This window comes from Brevundimonas sp. (assembly GCF_041919755.1).
Classification (GTDB): domain Bacteria; phylum Pseudomonadota; class Alphaproteobacteria; order Caulobacterales; family Caulobacteraceae; genus Brevundimonas.
Map to the genome: position 1 here is coordinate 155,625 of NZ_JAYRTD010000003.1, position 21,362 is coordinate 176,986.

Sequence of the window (21,362 nt, forward strand, 5' to 3'; positions counted from 1 at the left end):
GTCTTAATGGGGCGCTTCGTCTGCGGGCGAAAGAGTCCCGCGCGGCGGTGTCCACCCCGGCGACAGAACCGTCCCCACGATTTCGGCGACCTGAACTCGCGCGGCCTCCAGCCCGTGGCCGGTATCGACGATGAAATCGGCCTGGCGGCGCTTCTCCGCATCGGGCATCTGGCGTTCCAGGATGGCGTCGAACCGCTCGCGGGTCATGCCAGGACGGGCCAGAACACGGGCAGCCTGGGTGTCCGCATCCGCAGTCACCACAACCACGGCATCCACGGCGGCGTCGCCTCCTGTCTCGAACAGCAGGGGGATATCCAGAACCGCCAGTCTCACCCCGCGTCGTTCCGCCTCCACCAAATCGTCGGTCCGGCCCCTCGCCACGAGTGGATGCACGATTTGCTCCAGTCGCCTGAACGCCTGATCGTCCCGCCCCAGGGCCTCGGCCAGGCGGGTACGATCGATGGCCCCATCGACGACCACGCCGGGGAAAGCCGCGCCGACCGGCCCCACCGCCGCCCCGCCTATGGCATAGAGCGCATGCACAGCGTCATCCGCGTTCCAGACGATCGCTCCTGCGTCGGCGAACATCCGGGCCGTCGTGGATTTCCCCATGCCGATGGAGCCGGTCAGGCCGAGCACGATCATGCCGTCTCCCCCAAGGCGTCCAGAACCACCCGACGGATATCCACCGGCGGCACCGGCACGCCAAAGATCGCCTCGAACGAGGGCCGCGCCTGGCCGATCAGCATGGCCAGACCGTCGACTTTGCGCAGGCTCCGCGCACGACCGGCCGCCAGGAATGGCGTCGTCAGCGGACGGTACGTCATGTCCATCAGAACCGCATCATCGGCGAACCGGGCGACATCCAGGTCCGGCTGAACCGAGAGGGCATTCACGATCAGGACGGCGTTCTCCAGAGCTTCCGGCTCGACCACCGACACACCCAGTTCGTCGGCCAGCGCCTCGGCTCTCGCCCGCGTCCTGTTCAACAGCCCGACCTCGGCCTCCGCCGACTTCAGGGCCACCGCTGCTGCCCGTGTCGCCCCGCCCGCCCCCAGAATGACGACGGGGCGTCCGGCGACATCGAGATCGGGTGCCTGTTCCGCCAGGGCCTGCATAAAGCCCAACCCATCGGTGCTGTCGGCGAATGCACGCCCCTCACGAAAAACCAGAAGGTTGGCGGACCCGCAGGCTTTGGCCGTAGGGGTGGCTTCGTCGGCCAAACTCAGGGCCAGGGCCTTGTAGGGCGCTGTGACGTTCAGACCTGCCAGACGACCGTCGCGACCCTGTACGACCAGAGACCTGAAAGCCGCCTCGTCCTCTGGTCCGAAAGCCTCATAGCTCGCCTCCAGCCCGGCCCCCTCAATCCAGGTCGAATGGATCAGTGGACTGAGCGAATGGGCGATGGGCCAGCCCGCGACCCCGGCCGGGATCATGCGACCAGGACTCCGGCCCGCCTCAATTCCGCGAGCACAGGCCACAGTGGCAGGCCCAAGACGGTGAAATAGTCGCCCTCGACTCGCTCGAACAGCTGCGACCCCATACCCTCCAGCCGATAGGAGCCGACGCAGGACAGCAGGCCCTCGCCTTCCGTCTGCAGATAACTTTCCAGAAAGCCGTCGGAAAACTCGCGCATCGTCAGGGTCGCCGTATCCGCGCCCGACCATACGATCTGGCCGTTACGAGCCAGGGCCGCGCCGGAATGCAACTGATGCGACCGGCCACACATCTGCATCAACCGCGCCCGCGCCGCCTCCAGCGACTTCGCCTTGGAGACCAGACCGCCGTCGAAGGCCAGGGTCTGGTCCGCCCCTAGCACCCAGGCGTCCTCATGATGCCGCGACACCGCAAGGGCCTTGGCCCGCGCCAGCTCGACGGCCAGGTCGGCGGCGTCGTGATCGGCCAGCCGCGCCTTGATCGCGTCCTCGTCTACATCCGCGACGTGGACGGTGAAGGGCACCGCCGCCCCCTCCAGCATGGCGCGCCGGGCGGCGCTTTTGGAAGCCAGGATCAGGCGTTCGCTGTTCTGGATCACCAGCTGGCTCCCGCGCGCTGGGTGCGGCGCTCATTCAAGACGTTGATGATGGCTGCCGCCGTTTCCTCGACCGACCGCCGGGTCACGTCGATGACGGGCCAGCCGCGACGCTCGAAGGCCCGGCGCGCCTTGACGGTCTCGTCACGTACAGCCTCCTGATCCGTATAGGCGCTGGTGTGGGACGCATTCAGCCCGTCGATCCGGTTGCGCCGGATCTGCACCAGCCGGTCGGGCGACACGGTCAGCCCTATGACCAATGGATTCTTCAGCCCGACCAACCGCTCTCCATCCTCCTGATTGGGCACCAGCGGCACATTGGCCGCGCGGATGCCCCGGTGCGCCAGATAGATGCAGGTCGGGGTCTTGGACGTGCGCGATACTCCGCACAGGACCACATCGGCGCCTTCCAGCTGTTCCGTCGTGCCCTGACCATCGTCATGGGCCATGGCGAAATCCAGGGCCGAGATGCGGTTGAAATAGTCGGTGTCCAGCGCGTGCTGCGCCCCGACCCGCGTCGACAGGGCCGCACCCAGATAGCGGGACAGGGCCCCGACCAGCGGATCCAGCGCGGCGATCTGGGGCATGTCCAGCAACCGGCACCCTTCCTCCAGCTGATCACGCAGCTCGCGGTCCACCAGGGTGTGGAGAACCACGCCGGGGGCCGAGGCGATCTCGGCCAGCACGCGCTCCATCTGCCGGTCCGAGCGCACCAGGGCATAGATGTGCTCGATCGGAATGACGCCATCGAACCGCGCCACCACCGCTTTGGCCATCGCGTTCAGGGTCTCGCCAGTCGAATCCGAGACCAGATGCACATGGAAATAGGTCGCCAGGCGCGACCGGCCGGCGGTGCGGGCCGCATTCATGCCTGCTCGCCTTTGAAACAGGCTGGCGACTGCAGATGGGGATGATCGCTCAAGATGACGCGGACTCCTGTGGACGAGCCGGGGCGCCAAAGCGGGGCGACCGGTGTCCCATCCCTATAGCGCCCGCAACTTCCTGCGGCGAGCGGGGACGGGGGTGGACCTCTGCCGGCGATCGGAGCGCTTCTGTCCAGAAGTCTCGTCCTGTCCCCCGATGGATTGTGGACTTCATTAACAAGGTCTTAACGGCCCCCAGACGCGGCGACGACCAGATAGCCTCTGGAGCCCGCCCGTTAAGGTCTCGTTAGAACTTATCCCCGCTTCCCCCAGCCTGTCCGCACGTCGGCCATCGGGACATGACATCCTTGGGACAAACGCTCCGGAAGGGCAGCGATGCTGAAGATTATCCCCGCTGTCCCCGGCCCTACCTTCCTCCTCAATTCAATCTTTGATTCTTTTATTGAGAAGGAAGAAGGGTGCGACATGGGCGGGCTTGAGCGGGACGAGGCCGAAGGCTAAGCCCCAATCCGATGACCACGCACCCTGACACGCCCCTGTTGCTCCGCGTCCTGGCGGGAGAAACGACCGATAGGCCTCCGGTCTGGTTCATGCGTCAGGCCGGGCGCTACCTGCCGGAATACCGGGCTCTGCGGGCACAGGCTCCCGACTTCATCGCCTTCTGCCTGAACCCGCAGATGGCGGCCGAGGCGACGCTGCAGCCGATGAAGCGCCTGGGCTTTGACGCGGCCATCGTCTTTGCCGACATCCTCTTGATCCCCCAGGCCCTCGGCCAGGACGTCTGGTTCGAGACCGGTGAGGGACCGCGGCTGGGCGAAATGCCGACGGTCGGTCATATGCGTGAAAAGGCCGAGGGTGCAGGGCGCTATCTGCATCAGGTCGGTCAGACCCTGTCCCTGGTCCGGGCCGAGCTGGAGCCGGAACGGGCCCTGATCGGTTTTGCGGGCGCGCCCTGGACCGTTGCGACCTATATGCTGGACGGCCATCACAATACGATCGGCAAGGGCGAGCGGGCGACGGCGCGTAGATATGCCTACGAGGACCCGGCCCGCGTCGACGGTACCCTGGAGGTCGTGGTCGAGGCCACGGCCCACTATCTGAAGATGCAGGCCGATGCCGGGGCCCAGGTTCTGAAGATCTTCGAGAGCTGGGCCGAGGGCCTGCCGGACGATCTGTTCGAGCGCCTGGTTTTGCGCCCGCATCAGTCTTTGGTTCGGCGGGTGCGCGAACTTGGGGTTACCGTGCCGCTGATCGGCTTCCCGCGCGGGTCCGCCGCCCACGCCGAACGCTACGCCGCCGAGGTCAATGTTCAGGCCGTGGCGCTGGATACGGCTTGCCCTCTGGAGATTGGCAAGCGGGTTCAGACCATCAAGCCTATTCAGGGCGCGCTTGATCCCCTGTTGCTGAGGGCTGGAGGCGAGGCACTGGATCGCCGCGTCGACCAGCTGATGGCCGCCTGGGGCGAAGGGCCGTGGATATTCAACCTGGGTCACGGAATCATGCCGGATGTCCCGGTCGCCCACGTCGAACAGGTTTTGCGCCGGATCGGGGCTCAATGACGGACGCCAGCCCAACACACACCGGACGGCGTATCGCCATTGTCCTATTCAACCTGGGCGGGCCGGACGATCAGGCCTCGGTCAAGCCGTTCCTCTTCAACCTGTTCAACGATCCGGCCATCATTGGATTGCCCGGACTGTTCCGCACGCCATTGGCCCGGCTGATTTCCAGCCGGCGAGAAACCAGCGCCCAGGCCAACTATGCGCTGATGGGCGGCGGTTCGCCCCTGCTGCCCGAGACGCGGCGTCAGGCCGAAGAGCTGCGTGTCGTCCTGGCCGACCGTCTGCCGGGTGATGAGGTGCGGGCCTTCATCGCCATGCGCTATTGGCATCCTCTGACTGAGCAGACTGCGGCCGATGTCGCCGTCTTCGCTCCCGACGAAATCGTCCTGCTGCCGCTTTATCCGCAGTTTTCGACGACGACGACTGAGTCCTCTCTGAAGCGCTGGTACGAGGTCTATGCGGGATCGGGCCAGAGCCGCACCGTCTGCTGCTATCCGCAAGGGACCGGCTGGATCCAGGCCCAGGCCGAAGCTGTACGCCAGAAACTGGCCGAGGCCGGTGACGCCGCCGTGCGGGTGCTGTTCTCGGCGCACGGCATCCCCGAAATGCTGGTGACGAAAAAGGGCGATCCCTATCAGGAACAGGTCGAGGCGACCTGTGCCGCCATCGCCGCCGCCGCAGGGCTGGCCCCGGATGCCTGGACCCTGTGCTATCAGAGCCGGGTCGGACCGATGAAATGGCTGGGCCCTGCGACGCCGGATGCCATCAAACAGGCCGCCCAGGATGGGGTGGGGGCGATCGTCGTGCCCGTCGCCTTTGTCTCCGAACATATCGAGACCCTGGTCGAACTGGACATTGAATACGGCGAGCTGGCGCACGAGCTGGGCGTCTCGCCCTATCTGCGGACGCCGGCGGTGGGCGTATCGGCCCTGTTCATCGACACCCTGGCCGATGCCGTGATCGAGGCCCTGCCACGACAGGGCGTGGCCCCGCATGGGCCGGGCTGCCAGGGGCGCTGGAAGGCCTGTCCCTATCAGTGCCAGCGCAAGGCGGCGTGATGGACGTCGCCTCCGTCTTCGAGATCGTCCGTGGGCTGCATATCCTGGCTGTGATCGCCTGGATGGCGGGTCTGCTGTTCCTGCCGCGCCTCTATGCCTATGACGCCGAACAGTCAGACAAGCCCGAGCTGCTGCGGTCCGAGATGCGGGCCTTGCTGCGTCCGTGGCAGCGCCGCCTGCTCAAGATCATCCTCAACCCGGCCATGATCGCGTCGTGGATCTTCGGCGTCTGGATGATCGAGATTCATGTCGTTCAGTTCGGTCAGGGCTGGAGCTTCCTGGCGCAGCCTTGGATGGCGACCAAGCTGTTAGGCGTGGTCCTGCTCAGCGGCTGGCACGGCTATCTGGCGGGTCAGTTCAAACGCATTCAGGCCGGAACCTCGACCCGCACCGGCCGCTTCTGGCGCATGACGAACGAGATTCCTTTTTTGCTGGCCATCGTGATGGTGTTGTCGGTGACGACGCAGTGGGTGTTCTGAAACGCGGCGACGCTTGACCTGAGCGGCGTGGCGTGGTTTCGCTGGCCGCGAACCGTCCTCCGGCTTGGGGCGGTCCCTCTCTCTCTTTGCGACGCCCGCCGGTTCGACCGCGGGAGCTCGTCGTGCTCCCCTGACCCTCGGGTCCGACATTTCCAGATTTTCCCGCCCGCCCGACACCCTGTCCGGTGGCGATGACGCTGATGGCCCTATCATGACCGACCAGACCGACACTCCCACCGAAGCCAACACCTCCGTCGACGACGCTGCGACCGAGGTCGAGCACGGCGCACCCGCTGCTGCCGATCTGCCCATGGTCGATCAGGAGGCGGCCGAGGACGAGGATGAAGAGGGCGGTGAATCCAGCGTGCCCAACGGCCGGATCACGCTCCAGGAACTGAACGACAAGACGCCCGCCGACCTGGTCGCCTTCGCCGAAGGCCTGGAGATCGAGAACGCCGGCAATCTGCGCAAGCAGGACCTGCTGTTCGCCATCCTGAAGACCCTGGCCGATGACGAGGTGGAGATCATCGCCTCGGGTGTGCTGGAAATCCTGCCCGACGGCTTCGGCTTCCTGCGTAGCCCGGACGTGAATTATCTTCCGGGGCCGGACGATGTCTATGTTTCGCCGTCGCAGATCCGCCGCTTTGGCCTGCGTAACGGCGACACGGTGCATGGAGCCGTTCGTGGCCCGCGTGAAGGCGAGCGCTATTTCGCCCTGCTGAAGGTCGACACCATCAACTTCGCAGACCCGGAAATGGTCTCGACCAAAGTGCTGTTCGACAACCTGACGCCGCTCTATCCCGACGAGCGTCTGATCATGGAAATCCAGGATCCGACCCTGAAGGATCGCTCGGGCCGGGTCATCGACATCGTCGCTCCCCTGGGCAAGGGCCAGCGCTGCTTGATCGTCGCCCCGCCGCGGGTCGGCAAGACAGTCATGCTGCAGAACATCGCCAAGTCGATCGAGCGCAATCACCCCGAGGTCTTCCTGATCGTCCTCTTGATCGACGAACGACCGGAAGAAGTCACCGACATGCAGCGCACGGTGAAGGGCGAGGTCGTGGCCTCCACCTTCGACGAGCCCGCCAGCCGCCACGTTGCCGTCGCCGAGATGGTGATCGAAAAGGCCAAGCGTCTGGTCGAGCACAAACGTGACGTCGTCATCCTGCTGGACTCGGTCACGCGCCTGGGCCGGGCCTATAACGCGACCGTTCCGTCGTCGGGCAAGGTGCTGACCGGTGGTGTCGACGCCAATGCGCTGCAGCGGCCCAAGCGCTTCTTCGGTGCCGCACGCAACGTGGAGCAGGGCGGGTCTCTGACCATCATCGCGACGGCCCTTATCGACACCGGCTCGCGGATGGACGAGGTGATCTTCGAAGAGTTCAAGGGTACCGGCAACTCGGAAATCGTTCTGGACCGCAAGGTCGCCGACAAGCGCATCTTCCCCGCCATCGACGTCCTTAAGTCCGGCACCCGCAAAGAAGAGCTGATCACGCCCAAGGATCAGCTGGCCAAGACCTATGTCCTGCGCCGCATCCTGAACCCCATGGGTCCGCAGGACGCGATCGAGTTCCTGCTCGACAAGTTGCGCCAGTCCAAGAACAACGCGGACTTCTTCCAGTCCATGAATACATGATGTTGCCCTAGCGCCTCGCACGCGATGCGAGGCTGCTTGAGGGCAGTTTCCTCAAGTAGCCTGACGCCGCGCGTCAGGCGTTAGGAAAAAGAGTATGCCATGTTTCACGTGAAACGGATGGAGCGGAGCCATGAAGGTCACGGTAGAGGTGGACTGCACCCCGGCGGAAGCGCGCGCCTTTCTGGGTTTGCCCGACGTCGCGCCGCTAAACGATCATCTGGTCGCCGAGATGCAGCGCCGCATGGACGAGAACATCACCGCCATGCAGCCCGAAGAGCTGATGAAAACCTGGACCAGCTTTGGCCTTCAGGCCCAGGACCAGTTCCGCAAACTGATGGAAGCGGCGGTGCCGAAAGGGTGAGCCATCATTCATCCCCCATCGGGGGAGGGGGACCATCCGAAGGATGGTGGAGGGGGAAGCCCCTCAAGGCGTCTGAGGTTGGCCCCCGCCACCGCTTCGCGGTCGTCCTCCCCCGATGGGGAAGGAGACTTTGACTATATCCCGCACCATCTTTGCTCTCGCCACTCCACCCGGTCGCGGGGCCATCGCCATTCTGCGTCTGTCCGGGCCCGGCACCGATAACGCCTTGGCCGCGCTCGGAGCCGGGGACCTGACCCCACGCGTGGCCAGTCTGCGAACCCTTCGCCACGATGACGCTGTCCTAGACCAAGCCCTCGTCCTGCGCTTTCCCGGCCCCAAATCTTACACCGGCGAGGACTGCGCAGAGCTACATCTTCACGGCGGACGAGCTGTGGTCGAGGCGGTCAGCGCCACCCTGATCGCGCTCGGCCTGAGCCCGGCCGAGCCCGGTGAGTTCACCCGCCGCGCCTTCGAGAACGGCCGCATGGACCTGGCCCAGGCCGAGGCGGTGGCCGACCTGATCGATGCCGAGACCACGGCCCAGGCGGCTCAAGCCCTGGGTCAACTGGACGGGGCCCTGTCCCAGACCTATGCCGGCTTTCGCCGCGACCTGTTAAAGGCCCTGTCTCTGGTCGAGGCGGAGATCGACTTTCCGGATGAAGAGGTACCCGACAATCTGGCCCAAACAGCCGGTCCGGTGCTGGACGCCCTGATCGCCGATCTGAAGACGGCTCTGGCCGATGCCCGGCGCGGACAACGGGTCCGCGACGGCTACCGCATCGTTCTGATCGGGGAGACCAATGCGGGTAAGTCGTCGCTGTTCAACGCCCTGGCCGCGCGCGAGGCGGCGATCGTTACGCCGATCGCCGGCACGACCCGCGATGTCCTTGATGCTGAACTGGTCATCGGTGGCTATGCGGTGACCTTGTCCGACACCGCCGGTCTGCGAGAGAGCGATGATCCCATCGAGGCCGAGGGCGTCCGGCGGGCGCGGGCGCGGGCAGAGGCAGCTGACCTGCGTCTGTGGGTGCGAGCGCCGGGTGATCCCGAGGGCGTCGCGGCGACATTCGTCAAGCCCAGTGATCTGACCGTCCTCACCAAGGCAGACCTGGGGCCGATACCGCATGCGAACGCGTCTTCGGTCAGCGTCAGCACCAAAACCGGCGAAGGGCTCCAGTCCCTTCACGATTGGCTCGCCGCCCGGCTGCAGGACGATCTATCGGGGGCCGATTTTCCTGCCGTGACGCGTGAGCGTCACCGATTGCGTCTGGCCGAGGCCCTTGCAGCGGTTGAAGCTGGCCGGCGTGCGCTGGATGTGGCGCCGGAAATGTCGGGGGACGACTTGCGGCGCGCCGCCGACGCACTGTCCCGCGTCACGGGCGCGATCGGGGTCGAGGATGTACTCGGCGAGGTCTTTTCCACCTTCTGCATCGGCAAGTAACGCCGGTCTGTTTCACGTGAAACACGGTACGACTTTACCGGCATCACCCTGCGCCATCTGGCTTTACGAGCCCTTCTGTCCTATGTCCCCACCCATGAACTCCACCCGTCTCGACGTCATTGTTATCGGCGGTGGCCACGCGGGATGCGAGGCTGCTGCGGCGTCTGCTCGCGCCGGGGCCGCCACGCTTCTGCTGACCCAGAAGCTCGAAACCATCGGGGAGATGAGCTGCAACCCCGCCATCGGGGGTCTGGGCAAAGGTCATCTCGTCCGCGAGATCGACGCCATGGATGGCCTGATGGGCCGCCTGGGCGACCGTGCGGGCATCCAGTTTCGATTGTTGAACCGCTCCAAGGGAGCTGCAGTCCAGGGGCCGCGCAGCCAGATCGACCGCCGCCTCTACCGCGAGGCCATGCAGGCCGAATTGGCCGAGACGCCCAATCTGACCTTGATGGCCGGGACCGCCGAAGCGCTGATCATCGATGGTGCCCGCGTCATAGGGGTGATGACAGGCGAGGGGCTGGAACTTCGCGCTCCCGCCGTTGTGCTGACGACCGGCACCTTCCTGAACGGCGTGATCCACAAAGGCGATCAGCGTATCCCCGCCGGCCGTCACGGCGAAGCCCCATCGACCGGGATGGCGGCAGATCTCTATGGCGCAGGCCTGATGATGGGCCGGTTGAAGACAGGCACGCCAGCGCGTCTGGACGGACGCACCATCGCTTGGGACCGGCTGGAGATGCAGGCCGCCGATGACGAGCCCGTGCCGTTCAGCTTCCTGACCGACCGGATTGACGTCCCTCAGATCGCCTGCGGCATAACCCATACCAATGCCGAAACCCACCGGATCATTGCCGAAAACTTGGGCGAGAGCGCCGTCTATGGCGGCCATCTGTCCGGTCGCGGACCGCGCTACTGCCCGTCGATCGAGGACAAGGTCGTTCGGTTTGCCGACAAGACTTCACACCAGATTTTTCTGGAACCAGAGGGTCTGGATGACCCGACTGTCTATCCCAACGGCATCTCGACTTCCGTGTCTGACGCGACCCAGTCTGCCTTCCTCCGCACCATTCCGGGGCTGGAAACGGTCGAAGTGTTCCGCTTCGGCTACGCCATCGAATACGACTACGTCGATCCGCGTGAATTGACCCCTGCGCTGGAGGTCAAGAAGCGGCCGGGCCTCTATCTGGCGGGCCAGATCAACGGCACGACCGGCTACGAAGAAGCGGGGGCGCAAGGATTGATCGCCGGACTGAATGCGGCGCGTGCCGCCTCCGGTTCCGACCCTGTCATCCTTGGCCGTGACCAAGCCTATATCGGCGTGATGATCGACGACCTGGTGACGCGCGGCGTGACGGAGCCCTATCGCATGTTCACCAGCCGGGCCGAGTATCGCCTGACCCTCCGCGCCGACAATGCCGACCAGCGCCTGACACCTCTGGCCATTCAGGCAGGCATCGTCGGTGCGGCGCGGCGGGGGGCATTTGAAATCAAGGCTGCCGAACTCACCGAAGCGGCTATTGTTTCACGTGAAACACGCTTTACGCCGAAGGAGGCCGTCGCGCTCGGCATCCCCGTCAACGCTGACGGTCAGCGCCGGACCATGCGCGATCTTCTTGCCTATCCCGGCGTGACGCTGTCGGCTTTTGAGGTCGCCTATCCGCAAATCGCAACCTGGTCGAAAGCGGTTCGCGACCAGGTCGAAATAGACGCCGGCTATGCCACCTATCTGGATCGCCAAGCCGCCGACGCCGAGGCGCTGCGACGGGAAGAGGCGCTCGCCCTTCCCGTAGACCTCGATTACGCGGCGATAGGCGGCCTGTCCAATGAGGCCCGGGAGAAGCTGTCGCTCGTTCAGCCCCGTACTCTTGGCCAGGCTGGCCGGATCGAAGGGATGACGCCGGGGGCGCTGACAGCCCTGCTGTCGCACGTGAAGCGTCGGGTGGCGGCTTGACCCCGGCAGAGTTTCAGGCGCTCACCCAAGCCACTCCGGCCCAGATGGGTGATCTCGAACGGTTCATCGCCCGCCTGACCGAGGCCAATGCGGTGATGAACCTCATCGGACCCGATACTTTGCCGGACATCTGGAACCGGCATATTTGGGATTCGGCGCAGTTGCTTGGCCACGCCCCCAACGCGCAGACGTGGGCGGATCTTGGAGCGGGCGCGGGCTTTCCGGGCGTGGTTCTGGCCATCATGCTGAAGGCGCAACCCCGGAGTCACGTCTGGCTGATCGACAGCCTGGGCAAGCGCTGCCGCTTTCTTCAGGAAGTGATTCACGGGCTGTCGCTGCGGGCCACAGTGATCAACGGTCGGGCAGAGGACAATGCTGTCACCGTCGACGTCGTAACCGCTCGAGCCGTAGCGCCGATGGAAAAGCTTCTGGGCTATGCACAGCCTTATCTACAGCGCGGTGCTACGGGTCTGTTCCTGAAGGGGGAAAAGGCCGAGACGGAGCTAGCCGAGGCCCGTAAGGTCTGGCAATTTCAGAGTGAACTCTCCGTTTCACGCAGTGATCCGCGTGGCCGTATCGTATCCGTCCGGAGCCTGCGCCGTGTCAAAACCTGGTAAGACCCGCGTTCTGGCTGTCTCCAACCAGAAGGGCGGGGTGGGCAAGACGACGACGGCCATCAACCTCGGCACTGCCCTGGCCGCGATCGGGGAAAAGGTGCTGATCGTCGACATGGACCCTCAAGGCAATGCCTCCACGGGTCTGGGTGTTCCACGTGAAACACGACGCGTCACCATCTATGACGTCGTGGTGGAGAGGCGATCCGTCGATGACGCCGCAGTACAGACGACCGTGCCGGGCCTCTGGATCATTCCAGCCGATGCGGACATGTCGGGTGTCGAGATCGAACTCAGCCAGGCGGACCGTCGGTCGTTCCGACTAAAAGATGCGTTGGCGGGGCAGGGTGCTGATGGCCATACGAAGTATGACTATGTCCTGATCGACTGCCCACCGTCACTCAACCTGCTGACGCTGAATGCCATGGCCGCCGCCGATGCGGTTCTGGTGCCGCTGCAGTGCGAATTCTTTGCGCTGGAGGGGCTGACCCAGTTGATGAAGACCATCGACATGGTGCGTCAGAGCCTGAATCCGTCGCTGGACATCCAGGGACTGGTCCTGACTATGTACGATCGTCGCAGCGCCCTGTCGGGCCAGGTCGCCAACGATGTGAGGGCGCATTTCGGCGACAAGGTCTATGACGCCATCATCCCGCGCAATGTGCGCGTGGCCGAGGCGCCATCCTTCGGTAAGCCGGCCCTGATCTACGACCTGAAATGCGCGGGTAGCCAGGCCTATTTGCGCCTCGCCCGTGAAGTCGTGTCCCGCGAACGCAAGCGCCGCCTGATGGCGGCCTGACCTTAAAACAGAACGGAATCAGCATCTTGAGCGACGCCAAACGTGCGACCCAGCGGGGTCTGGGCCGGGGCCTTTCGGCCCTTCTGGGCGAACAGGTCACGGAAGCCCCCGTCGATGGCTCGCCGGTGCCGACCGGTGTTCAGATGGCCCCGATCGAAAGTCTGAAGCCCAATCCGGACCAGCCCCGCAAGGTCTTCGATGCCGGCGATCTGGAGGAACTTTCGGTTTCGATCCGCGACAAGGGCGTTCTCCAACCCATTCTGGTGCGGTCGCAACCCGGCGAGGATGGCGTCTGGCAGATCATCGCCGGTGAACGCCGCTGGCGTGCCTCGCAAATGGCCCGACTGACCCAGGTCCCGATCGTGGTGCGCGAAATGGACGACGTCGAGGTCTTCGAGGTTGCCATCATCGAGAACGTTCAGCGCGCCGATCTGAACCCGCTGGAAGAGGCCGATGCCTATACCCAACTGATGCAGCGCTTCGGCCGCACCCAGGACGCGGTCGCCGGCGTTGTCGGGAAGAGCCGCAGCCATGTGGCCAACACCCTGCGCCTGCTGCAACTGCCCGACGACGTCCTGCAGTATGTCCGCAGCGGCCAGATGAGCGCAGGCCACGCTAGAGCCTTGATCACGGCACCCAATCCCGGGGCACTGGCCGAGCAGATCGTTCGGGATGGACTGAATGTCCGTCAGGCCGAAGCCTTGGCCCGCCGCGCCGCTGAAGGTCCCAAGCCGAAGAAGACCCGTCCCGGCGAAATCGACATGACCGGCAATGCCGACATCGCGGCGCTGGAACAGGACTTGGCCGACGCCTTGGGCCTGAAGGTCAGCCTGGCCGACAGGGGCGGCAAGGGCGAGCTGACCCTGCGCTACGGCTCGCTGGAGCAGTTGGACGACCTGTGTCGCCGTTTGATGCGTCTGTGAAATGACATTGGCGGCGGATGGGGTCGTCGATCTTTACAGCCGTCGCGCGTCTGATTTCGACGCCGACCGCACCAAGACCTTGTTCGAGAGAGCCTGGCTTGATGCCTTTCTTGCGCACGTGCCCTTAAGTGGCAGCATTCTGGATCTGGGCTGCGGGTCGGGGCAACCGATCGCGCGCTATCTGATCCAGAGCGGTCGTTCAGTGACCGGCGTGGATGCCTCGCCGGGTCTGATCGCCCTGTGCCGCGAACGCTTTGAGGATCAGTCGTGGATCGTGGCGGATATGCGAGGCCTCGATCTGGCGCAGGAATTCGATGGACTGGTCGTCTGGCACAGCGCGATCCATCTGACACCTGAAGATCAGAACGGGATGTTCGCTGTCTATCGAAGCCATCTGAAGCCGGGCGGCGTCCTGATGTTCACAAGCTCATCCCAGGCGGGCGAACACGTCGGTGAATGGCGTGGCGAACCCCTCTACCATGGCAGCCTGTCTCCCGACGCTTACCGAGATCATCTGACACGCACCGGTTTCGAGCTTCTCAAGCATCGCACCAGCGACCCGGACTGCTGTGGCGCGACTGTTTGGCTGACACGACGACGCGTGTCAGACTGAGTGCATGACCGAAAAGCCCTCGAACCCGACCGCCGAAGCGATGAAGAAGGCCCTCGCAGCCAAGAGGGCAGGGAGTGTCACGCCCTCGACCGGCGGCTTCAAGCCCGGCCAGCATGCGGAGAAGAAAGTCGCCCAGCAGAATGCGGCGGCGAACAAGCCTGCGTTCCGCAAGGCGTCCAAGCGAGGCTAGGGGCCTCGGGTCGCGCGAGGCGCGTTGGGCCTAGCGTCAGAGACCCAGTCGCCTCGCGCGGGCGGAAATCTCCAGAATCAGACGCTCGGCGATCAACTGGTCGGGCGAGCCGGTGGTCTTGGTGGCGACGTCGGCGGCATTGACGCTGTCCAGCACGCGGTCGAGATCTTCCGGCCGCCAGCTGCGGGCCTGACGCAGCATTTCGGTCTCCTGTTTCCAGAAGACGCCCGCCGCCTTGGCCGCTTCTTTCGATCCTGCACCATTGGATTGCAGCACATTGATGCGGCGCAGCTTGGCCAGATGAATTGAGGCCTGGCGGACAGCCATGACCGGCGATTCACCCTCGGCAAAGGCGCGTCGTAGACCAGCCTGGGCCGGGGCAGGGCGTCCGCCGAAGGCCTGAAGGGCCGCATCCTGGAGCGAGGCATCGGGCTCGACGCCCAGATGCGTCTCAAGCTCTTCGACATCGATGGTGCGGCCAGAGCCCGGACCAATGTAGAGGGCCAGTCGCTCGATCTCCTGGCGCATCAGGCCGCGCTCGCGGGGCAGCCGCGAGACGAACCGGTCCAGCGCATCGCCAGTCAAGCCGACCTTGTCCGCCGCCAGGGCCTCGCGCGTCATGCGGGCCACGTCGCCGGTCTCGTCCTCATAGCAGGCGATGCCGACGGCTCCATTGGAGGCCTCCGCCGCCTTGCGCAGGGCCGAGTCGCGGCCCAGAGCCCCGGCCTCGACGACCAACATGGCCTCGGGATTGTAGCCGCCGTCCGCGTGGGTCTTGAGGGTCGCCGCTAGCATCTTGTCGATCGACGCCTTTTCACCGCCCAGACGTACGCGAACCAGGCGGCGCCCACCGATCATGCTCAAGGCGGTCAGGGCCTCTTCCAGTCGCGCCTCGTCGCCGTCGATGTCGCTGTCTGTCAGCAGGGTGACGTTAAACGGATCGTTCAGATCCGGCGTGATGGCCTTGCACAGAGTCTCGGCGCGTTCGGCTACGCCTGACCGGTCCTTGCCGTGGATGACGGCGGCGCGGACGGCCTTGTCAGGCGACTTCAGAAAGCGATCGACCTCGGGCCGTTTGGCCAGGATCACGGGGTAGCTCCCCTCACGGCTGCGCCGACATGGTCCGCATCAGGTCCAGACGGATCAGGCGGGCCAGTTCGGCGGCGGCGCGTTCCTCGCCGTCCTGCTGGGCGGCGATGGCGGCATAGGGCTGGTCCGCCGCGGCATAGGTGGTGGTGACTGTCTCGACCCCGGTCACGGGCGCGCCGCCGTTGAGGGGTGTCAGGGTCCAGGCCCCGCGCACGGTTAGCTCATAGCGGGTGGCTGTGTCGTCGATACGGCGACCCAAGGGGCGGCGGGATTGCTCGATGGCCGTCTCCAGACGGTACAGGGGCGCGACCGCACCATTGCGGCCCAGGGCGTCTTCCAGCTGTTCGCGGACGCGATAGCCCAGGCGATCGTCCTGCGTCGTCACGGCGATGCGAGACAGGCTCGAGACGACGGCACCGCCGTCGCTATAGATCGGCGTAAAGCCGCAGGCGGAGACCAGAAGTCCCGCAACCGCGACAACCGTCAGGACAAGCCCGCGCATTAGCCGACCACCAGATTGACGATGCGATCCTTGACCACCACGATCTTCCTCACCGTCTGACCCTCCAGCCGCGCCTGCACCTCCGGATCGGCCATGACGATCGCCTCCACCTCGGCTGGTTCCAGCCCGCGGGCGAGGCGGATTTCGCCGCGACGCTTGCCGTTGACCTGGATGGGCAGGGTTACCTCGTCGTCGGCCGCCAGCGCCGGATCATAGACCGGCCAGGGCGCGTCCAGGATCATCCCCTCTTCGCCCAGCCGCGTCCAGCCTTCCTCGGCCAGATGCGGTGTGAACGGCGCGACGAGACCCAGCAGGGCTTTCACCGCCTCGCGTTTGGCCTCGCCGCCCGCTTTGGCGCTGTCGCGGATGGTGGCGACAAAGGCGTACAGCTTGGCGATGGCGGAGTTGAAGCGGAAACCGGTGATCCCTTCGGACACGGCCTTGATGGCCTTGTGCGTCTCGCGGACCAGGGCGGCATTGGCTTCGGCCTCTCCGGCAAAGGCGGGATCGTAGCCATCGACTTCGGCCCAGACGCGCTGGACGAAACGGCTGGCGCCCTCGACGCCGCCGGGCGTCCATTGCACGTCGCGCTCCGGCGGGCTGTCGGACAGGACGAACAGCCGGCCCGCATCGACCCCATAGGTGTCGACGATTTCCTGCGGCGCGACGACATTCTTTTTGGACTTCGACATCTTCTCAATGTCGCCGATGGTCAGGGCCTCGCCGGTCGAGAGCTGGCGGGCCGAGCGCTTGCCGGCGTCATTGGTCAGCTCAACATCCGTGGGCTCGACCCAGGCCCCGTCGGCCCGGCGATAGGTTTCGTGAACCACCATGCCTTGGGTGAACAGCCCCGCGAACGGCTCCCGGACCGTCATCAGCCCGGCGTCGCTTAGGGCGCGGCTGATGAAGCGGGCATAGAGCAGGTGAAGCACCGCATGCTCGACCCCACCGATGTACTGATCGACTGGCAGCCAGTGATCGGCAGCGCTGGGCGAGATCGGCTCGGATGCCTTGGGATCGGTGAAGCGGGCGAAGTACCAACTGGAATCGACGAAGGTATCCAGAGTATCGGTCTCGCGCGTCGCATCGGTCCCGCAGCTGGGACATTTTACATGCTTCCAGGTCGGGTGGCGATCCAGCGGATTGCCGGGCGTATCGAAGGTGACGTCCTTCGGCAGTTCGACCGGCAGATCCGCTGCGGGCACCGCGCCGCACTTAGGGCAGTGGACGATCGGGATGGGGCAACCCCAGTAGCGCTGACGGCTGACGCCCCAGTCGCGCAGGCGATAAAGGGTCGCGCCCTTGCCCTGTCTCTGCGCCTCCAGCCTGGCGATGGCCTCAGCCTTGGCGGCATTGACGTCCAGTCCGTCCAGAAAGCCTGAGCGGAAAATCGTGCCGGGACCCGTATAGGCCTCGTCCGTGACCCCGAAGTCGTCACCCGCCCCGTCGGGCCTGACCACCGGCAGGATCGGCAGGCCGTATTTGGTCGCAAACTCGAAATCACGCTGGTCGTGCGCCGGGCAGCCGAAGATGGCCCCGGAGCCATAGGTCGACAGCACGAAATTGGCCGCCCAGACACCGACGGTCCGCTCGGGATCGAGCGGATGCCGCACGCGAATGCCAAGATCGACGCCCACCTTCTCGGCCTTCTCGATGTCGGCTTCCGACGTCCCGGTCTGTGCGCAGGCCTTGATGAAGGCCGCCACATCCGGGCGGTGCTCGGCGATGGCCTTGGTCAGCGGATGGTCGGGGGCAAGGGCGACGAAGCTGGCTCCGAACAGGGTGTCGGGCCGGGTCGTATAGACCTCGATCGGATCGCGGGCGTGATTGGGCTGGCCGGCGTCTGATGCGGGCAGGAACTCAGGGGCCTGATCAATGGGCCACCACACGGTCGCGCCTTGGCTCTTGCCGATCCAATTCTCCTGCATCAGCCGGACCTTGTCGGGCCAGCGACCCTCAAGCTCCTTCAGCCCCTCGATCAGGTCGTCGGCATAGTCGGTGATGCGCAGGAACCACTGGCTCAGGGTGCGCTTCTCGACGACCGCGCCGGAGCGCCAGCCGCGTCCGTCCACCACCTGCTCATTGGCCAGGACGGTATTGTCGACCGGATCCCAGTTGACCACCGCCTCCTTGCGATAGACCAGGCCGCGCTTGAACAGCTCCAGGAACCAGGCCTGCTGCTTTCCGTAATAGGCCGGGTCGCAAGTCGCGAATTCCCTGGACCAGTCCAGCGACAGGCCCAGCAGCTTCAGCTGGTCGCGCATGGTGGCGATGTTGGACCAGGTCCAGTCGCCGGGATGGATGCCCCGCTCGATGGCCGCATTCTCGGCCGGCAGTCCGAAGGCGTCCCAGCCCATGGGATGCAGGACGTCGAACCCCTGCGCCCTCTTGGAGCGCGCGACGACATCGCCCATCACATAGTTGCGGGCGTGGCCCATATGGATGTTGCCCGACGGATAGGGAAACATCTCCAGAACATAGTATTTCGGCTTCCCCGTGCCTTCGGTTGGCGTCGAAAAGGCATCGGCCGCCGCCCAGCGGGCCTGCTGGCGGGGTTCGGCGGTCTTGGGGTCGTAGCGAGTGGCGGCCACGGGTATCCTTCAGGCAGTCGCTCCTAGAGGGCGAGCCTGAAGGAGGCAGGTCTTGGCAAAGCGGGTTTAGCGGGTGTTGGACAGGTTGAGCTGACGCGCCTTGGTCAGGATCGCATTTTCCAGGTCCGTCTCGGTCTGGGCGGCGACGGGTGCGGCAGTCCACTGACCGGCGGCGTCGCGGACTTCCTTGTTGACCGTGACGTTCAGGGCGTCGGCGCGCAGGCGGGTATCGAGAATGAAGACCGTCGCCTTGAACCGCTCGTTCGGCGTCTGGGGATCGCTGTACCAGTCATAGTTCACGACACCGCCCCAGGGGTCGGCACCAGCCAGCGGCATGAAGCTGAGCGTATCGAGCGTGGCGCGCCACAGGAAGGCGTTCACGCCGATGCCGGGCTGGGCATTCGCCGCGGCCCGGGTCGCGTTGCCGCCCCCGAAGACGTCGCCAACCGTGGGACCAAAGGGGCGATCCGCCGAACAGCCGCTCAGCACGATGCCGGAAGCGATCAAGGCAATCGTTGCGCCGCGAACCAGCACCATCAGACACTCCATCCCAATCAAAGGCATGCGGCGGACCCATCCGCGCACGAGCTGGACACGATCCGTTCGGGATCGAGGCCTATCGCTGTGCTCTATAACACGGCGAAAAGGGGCGATGACAAGGCGAAGTCGCATCCTGCGCACGGATCGTGTCGGACCAGGGCGTGACGCCAGCGCCACAGCGCCGCAGCGAGTCTTGTGGAACACGCTGTCACGCGCCACGTTCGGTTGACCGCGAGGGCCACAGGCGCCTAATCGCTGCAAGGACCGCGCGGAAAATTCGGCGCGGAGTCTAGGGAAGATCATGCGTGCAGGTGCCGTCATCGCTGGACTGGTCGGGGGGCTGATGCTCCTGACGGTCGCTGACGTGGCCGCCGCGCAATCCAGCCGTCCCAGCGTCAACCTGACCGAGGCCCAGCGTGCCGCCGCGGCAACGCCTTCAGGCCAGTCTCGCCTGCGGTTCACGGAGCGCGGTCGCTGGGGTCTGGATCTCAATCTGAACCAGCCCGTCGGTCGTGAGCGTAATCTCGGCGATGTCGAGGCCGGGGCCTACTACCGCGTCAACCCGCGCCTGCGCGTTGGGGCCGCCGCCGGCCTGGCCGAGCCCGATGTCGATCCGGCCCGCCAGCGCGACCCGGATCAGCGCGCCGCGCCGCGTTTCCGGCTGGAATCGATCTTCCGCTTCTAGGCCGTTTCAGTCCGGACCAAAGGCCGACTGTATCGACGCAACCCCTGCCAGACCGCAGGCACCGGACCCGATCAGCGATCGGGCATTACTGCTGTCGATCCCGCCCAGGGCATAGACCGGAACTCCGCTCGTGCGAACGAATTTGGTCAGGCCCGGCAGGTCGAGCGGTGTCTTGCCGGACGATGTTCCGCCCGCCTGAAAAACCGGTGAGACGACGACGGCGTCCAGGTCTGAGGCCGCTTCCAGCCCTTGCAGACGATGCACAGCCCCGGTGATGCGCCAGTCGGGTCGTGCCCTCGACATGGCTTTGGCCTGGTCCAGCGCCCGCTCCGGCAGATGGATGCCATCGGCTCCGACCCGCTCGGCCAGTTCCGCATCCAGACCGATCAGCAAAAGACCATCGCGACCCGCCGTCGCCTCGCGCAGCCGCCGAGCGGTGTCATAGGCGTCATCCCGACCGAAATGCCGGAACACCACGCCGCTGCCCGCAGGCAGTCGTGCCGCCGTTTCCCAGGGGCGAGGCGTCCGGTCCGGGTCTGTGAAGAACAGCAGAGGCGGCAGGTTCAGAGTGGTCCGACCTTCGGCACGGCTGACTTTGGCCGCCTCGCGCGCTAGGACGCTGGCGACATCCCACAGGGTTTCGGCGTCCACGCAGTTCATGGCCAACTCTTCCTCCCTTCCCGCAACGTCGTCCAGCGCGATCGCGACCCGGTTCGCCAACGTGCGAGCCGACATCGCGGCGGCCTGTCGGGCGGCGGGCCGAGACCCTGCCGACGTCGCCTTGACCGCCGTGACCAAGACCCAGCCGCCTGAGGCCATCGACGCGGCCCTCTCGACCGGCCAGCGCGTGTTCGGTGAGAACCGGGTGCAGGAGGCGATGGCGCGCTGGACAGAGCGTCGCACGCTGCATTCCGACCTGCACCTGCGCCTGATCGGACCGCTACAGACCAACAAGGTGCGCGAGGCCCTGTCCCTGTTCGACGTGATCGAGACCCTGGACCGGCCCAGGCTGGCCCAGGCGCTGGCGACGGCGGGACAGGCGATGGGCGTGGCTCCTCGCGTGCTGGTGCAGGTCAATACCGGTGCCGAACCACAGAAGGCCGGTGTGGCGATAGCGGAAGCTCCGGCCCTGATCGAACAGGCCCGAGCCCTCGGGCTGAGCGTCGAAGGTCTGATGTGCATCCCGCCGGCCGAAGAAGACCCCGCACCGCATTTCGCCCTGCTGGCCCGGATGGCGCGCGACCACGGCCTGGACGTCCTGTCGATGGGCATGAGCGGCGACTATCCGGTCGCCATCGCCGCTGGGGCGACCCATGTGCGGGTCGGATCGGCGCTTTTTGGCCAGAGAGACGCCTGAAACCGCGTCTAATCGCGCCCTGCCCTTGGCGAAAGCCGCGACGCTCGCCATT

24 protein-coding genes are annotated in these 21,362 nt (G+C 65.5%); 15 read left to right on the forward strand and 9 right to left on the reverse strand.

Annotation, left to right across the window (positions count from 1 at the left end; translation table 11 throughout):
• Positions 1–3: 3 nt before the first annotated feature.
• The 4 genes from coaE to ACE3TH_RS05760 are packed head-to-tail and all read right to left on the reverse strand — an operon-like array spanning position 4 to position 2,901.
• Positions 4–645, reverse strand: coding sequence for a dephospho-CoA kinase (gene coaE / locus ACE3TH_RS05745; protein ID WP_374598229.1), 642 nt, complete (start codon positions 643–645; stop codon positions 4–6).
• Positions 642–1,436: a shikimate dehydrogenase gene (locus tag ACE3TH_RS05750; RefSeq protein ID WP_374598231.1), complete on the reverse strand. Its 795-nt coding sequence runs from the start codon at positions 1,434–1,436 to the stop codon at positions 642–644. The genes coaE and ACE3TH_RS05750 overlap by 4 nt, the downstream gene beginning before the upstream one ends.
• The gene (locus tag ACE3TH_RS05755) at positions 1,433–2,035 is read right to left on the reverse strand and encodes a nucleoside triphosphate pyrophosphatase (protein WP_374598233.1); all 603 of its coding nucleotides are present in this window, start codon (positions 2,033–2,035) and stop codon (positions 1,433–1,435) included. The genes ACE3TH_RS05750 and ACE3TH_RS05755 overlap by 4 nt, the downstream gene beginning before the upstream one ends.
• Positions 2,032–2,901: a pyruvate, water dikinase regulatory protein gene (locus tag ACE3TH_RS05760; protein WP_374598235.1), complete on the reverse strand. Its 870-nt coding sequence runs from the start codon at positions 2,899–2,901 to the stop codon at positions 2,032–2,034. The genes ACE3TH_RS05755 and ACE3TH_RS05760 overlap by 4 nt, the downstream gene beginning before the upstream one ends.
• Before the next feature lie 390 nt (positions 2,902–3,291).
• Between ACE3TH_RS05760 and ACE3TH_RS05765 the strand changes: the two genes are divergently transcribed.
• The 13 genes from ACE3TH_RS05765 (at position 3,292) to ACE3TH_RS05825 (ending at position 14,546) form a co-directional block, all read left to right on the forward strand.
• A complete protein-coding gene (locus ACE3TH_RS05765) occupies positions 3,292–3,417 on the forward strand; it encodes a hypothetical protein (protein WP_374598237.1) in 126 nt (41 codons plus the stop codon).
• Between the two features lie 11 nt (positions 3,418–3,428).
• Positions 3,429–4,475 carry a uroporphyrinogen decarboxylase gene (gene hemE, locus ACE3TH_RS05770; RefSeq protein WP_374598239.1) on the forward strand — a complete coding sequence of 349 codons (1,047 nt, stop codon included), beginning with the start codon at positions 3,429–3,431 and terminating at the stop codon, positions 4,473–4,475.
• Positions 4,472–5,536 (forward strand): ferrochelatase, encoded by a 1,065-nt coding sequence (hemH, locus tag ACE3TH_RS05775; RefSeq protein WP_374598241.1) that lies wholly within the window; start codon positions 4,472–4,474, stop codon positions 5,534–5,536. Before hemE ends, hemH begins: the two co-directional genes overlap by 4 nt.
• Positions 5,536–6,015, forward strand: coding sequence for a CopD family protein (locus tag ACE3TH_RS05780; protein WP_374598243.1), 480 nt, complete (start codon positions 5,536–5,538; stop codon positions 6,013–6,015). The genes hemH and ACE3TH_RS05780 overlap by 1 nt, the downstream gene beginning before the upstream one ends.
• 211 nt (positions 6,016–6,226) lie before the next feature.
• Complete coding sequence (gene rho, locus ACE3TH_RS05785; protein WP_374598245.1) at positions 6,227–7,651, forward strand: transcription termination factor Rho; 1,425 nt, start codon at positions 6,227–6,229, stop codon at positions 7,649–7,651.
• Between the two features lie 130 nt (positions 7,652–7,781).
• Positions 7,782–8,012, forward strand: coding sequence for a DUF6489 family protein (locus ACE3TH_RS05790; RefSeq protein ID WP_292173400.1), 231 nt, complete (start codon positions 7,782–7,784; stop codon positions 8,010–8,012).
• Between the two features lie 136 nt (positions 8,013–8,148).
• Positions 8,149–9,453 (forward strand): tRNA uridine-5-carboxymethylaminomethyl(34) synthesis GTPase MnmE, encoded by a 1,305-nt coding sequence (gene mnmE / locus ACE3TH_RS05795; protein WP_374598553.1) that lies wholly within the window; start codon positions 8,149–8,151, stop codon positions 9,451–9,453.
• A 94-nt stretch (positions 9,454–9,547) separates the two neighbouring features.
• Entirely contained in the window at positions 9,548–11,407 is a 1,860-nt protein-coding gene (mnmG, locus tag ACE3TH_RS05800) for a tRNA uridine-5-carboxymethylaminomethyl(34) synthesis enzyme MnmG (RefSeq protein ID WP_374598247.1), read from the forward strand.
• Between the two features lie 44 nt (positions 11,408–11,451).
• Entirely contained in the window at positions 11,452–12,024 is a 573-nt protein-coding gene (gene rsmG / locus ACE3TH_RS05805) for a 16S rRNA (guanine(527)-N(7))-methyltransferase RsmG (RefSeq protein WP_374598555.1), read from the forward strand.
• Positions 12,008–12,820 carry a ParA family protein gene (locus tag ACE3TH_RS05810; RefSeq protein ID WP_374598249.1) on the forward strand — a complete coding sequence of 271 codons (813 nt, stop codon included), beginning with the start codon at positions 12,008–12,010 and terminating at the stop codon, positions 12,818–12,820. The genes rsmG and ACE3TH_RS05810 overlap by 17 nt, the downstream gene beginning before the upstream one ends.
• Positions 12,821–12,903: 83 nt before the next feature.
• The gene (locus tag ACE3TH_RS05815) at positions 12,904–13,743 is read left to right on the forward strand and encodes a ParB/RepB/Spo0J family partition protein (RefSeq protein WP_374598557.1); all 840 of its coding nucleotides are present in this window, start codon (positions 12,904–12,906) and stop codon (positions 13,741–13,743) included.
• A 1-nt stretch (position 13,744) separates the two neighbouring features.
• Positions 13,745–14,356: a class I SAM-dependent methyltransferase gene (locus ACE3TH_RS05820; protein ID WP_374598251.1), complete on the forward strand. Its 612-nt coding sequence runs from the start codon at positions 13,745–13,747 to the stop codon at positions 14,354–14,356.
• A gap of 4 nt (positions 14,357–14,360) precedes the next feature.
• Positions 14,361–14,546, forward strand: coding sequence for a hypothetical protein (locus ACE3TH_RS05825; protein ID WP_374598253.1), 186 nt, complete (start codon positions 14,361–14,363; stop codon positions 14,544–14,546).
• Between the two features lie 36 nt (positions 14,547–14,582).
• Here the strand turns inward: ACE3TH_RS05825 and holA are convergent, their stop codons facing one another.
• From holA to ACE3TH_RS05845, 4 genes are all read right to left on the reverse strand, one after another.
• On the reverse strand, positions 14,583–15,635 hold the full coding sequence (holA, locus tag ACE3TH_RS05830; protein ID WP_374598255.1) for a DNA polymerase III subunit delta: 1,053 nt from the start codon (positions 15,633–15,635) through the stop codon (positions 14,583–14,585).
• A 13-nt stretch (positions 15,636–15,648) separates the two neighbouring features.
• The gene (gene lptE, locus ACE3TH_RS05835) at positions 15,649–16,137 is read right to left on the reverse strand and encodes an LPS assembly lipoprotein LptE (RefSeq protein WP_374598257.1); all 489 of its coding nucleotides are present in this window, start codon (positions 16,135–16,137) and stop codon (positions 15,649–15,651) included.
• Entirely contained in the window at positions 16,137–18,728 is a 2,592-nt protein-coding gene (gene leuS, locus ACE3TH_RS05840) for a leucine--tRNA ligase (RefSeq protein ID WP_374598259.1), read from the reverse strand. The genes lptE and leuS overlap by 1 nt, the downstream gene beginning before the upstream one ends.
• Before the next feature lie 66 nt (positions 18,729–18,794).
• Positions 18,795–19,265 carry a DUF3576 domain-containing protein gene (locus tag ACE3TH_RS05845; RefSeq protein ID WP_374598261.1) on the reverse strand — a complete coding sequence of 157 codons (471 nt, stop codon included), beginning with the start codon at positions 19,263–19,265 and terminating at the stop codon, positions 18,795–18,797.
• A 304-nt stretch (positions 19,266–19,569) separates the two neighbouring features.
• Between ACE3TH_RS05845 and ACE3TH_RS05850 the strand changes: the two genes are divergently transcribed.
• On the forward strand, positions 19,570–19,953 hold the full coding sequence (locus tag ACE3TH_RS05850; protein ID WP_296169192.1) for an NtrZ family periplasmic regulatory protein: 384 nt from the start codon (positions 19,570–19,572) through the stop codon (positions 19,951–19,953).
• Positions 19,954–19,959: 6 nt separating this feature from the next.
• Here the strand turns inward: ACE3TH_RS05850 and ACE3TH_RS05855 are convergent, their stop codons facing one another.
• Positions 19,960–20,613 (reverse strand): thiamine phosphate synthase, encoded by a 654-nt coding sequence (locus ACE3TH_RS05855; RefSeq protein ID WP_374598263.1) that lies wholly within the window; start codon positions 20,611–20,613, stop codon positions 19,960–19,962.
• Here ACE3TH_RS05855 and ACE3TH_RS05860 point away from each other — a divergent pair.
• Positions 20,612–21,310, forward strand: coding sequence for a YggS family pyridoxal phosphate-dependent enzyme (locus tag ACE3TH_RS05860; protein WP_374598265.1), 699 nt, complete (start codon positions 20,612–20,614; stop codon positions 21,308–21,310). The two genes, ACE3TH_RS05855 and ACE3TH_RS05860, sit on opposite strands and share 2 nt — an antisense overlap.
• The last annotated feature ends 52 nt before the right edge of the window (positions 21,311–21,362 follow it).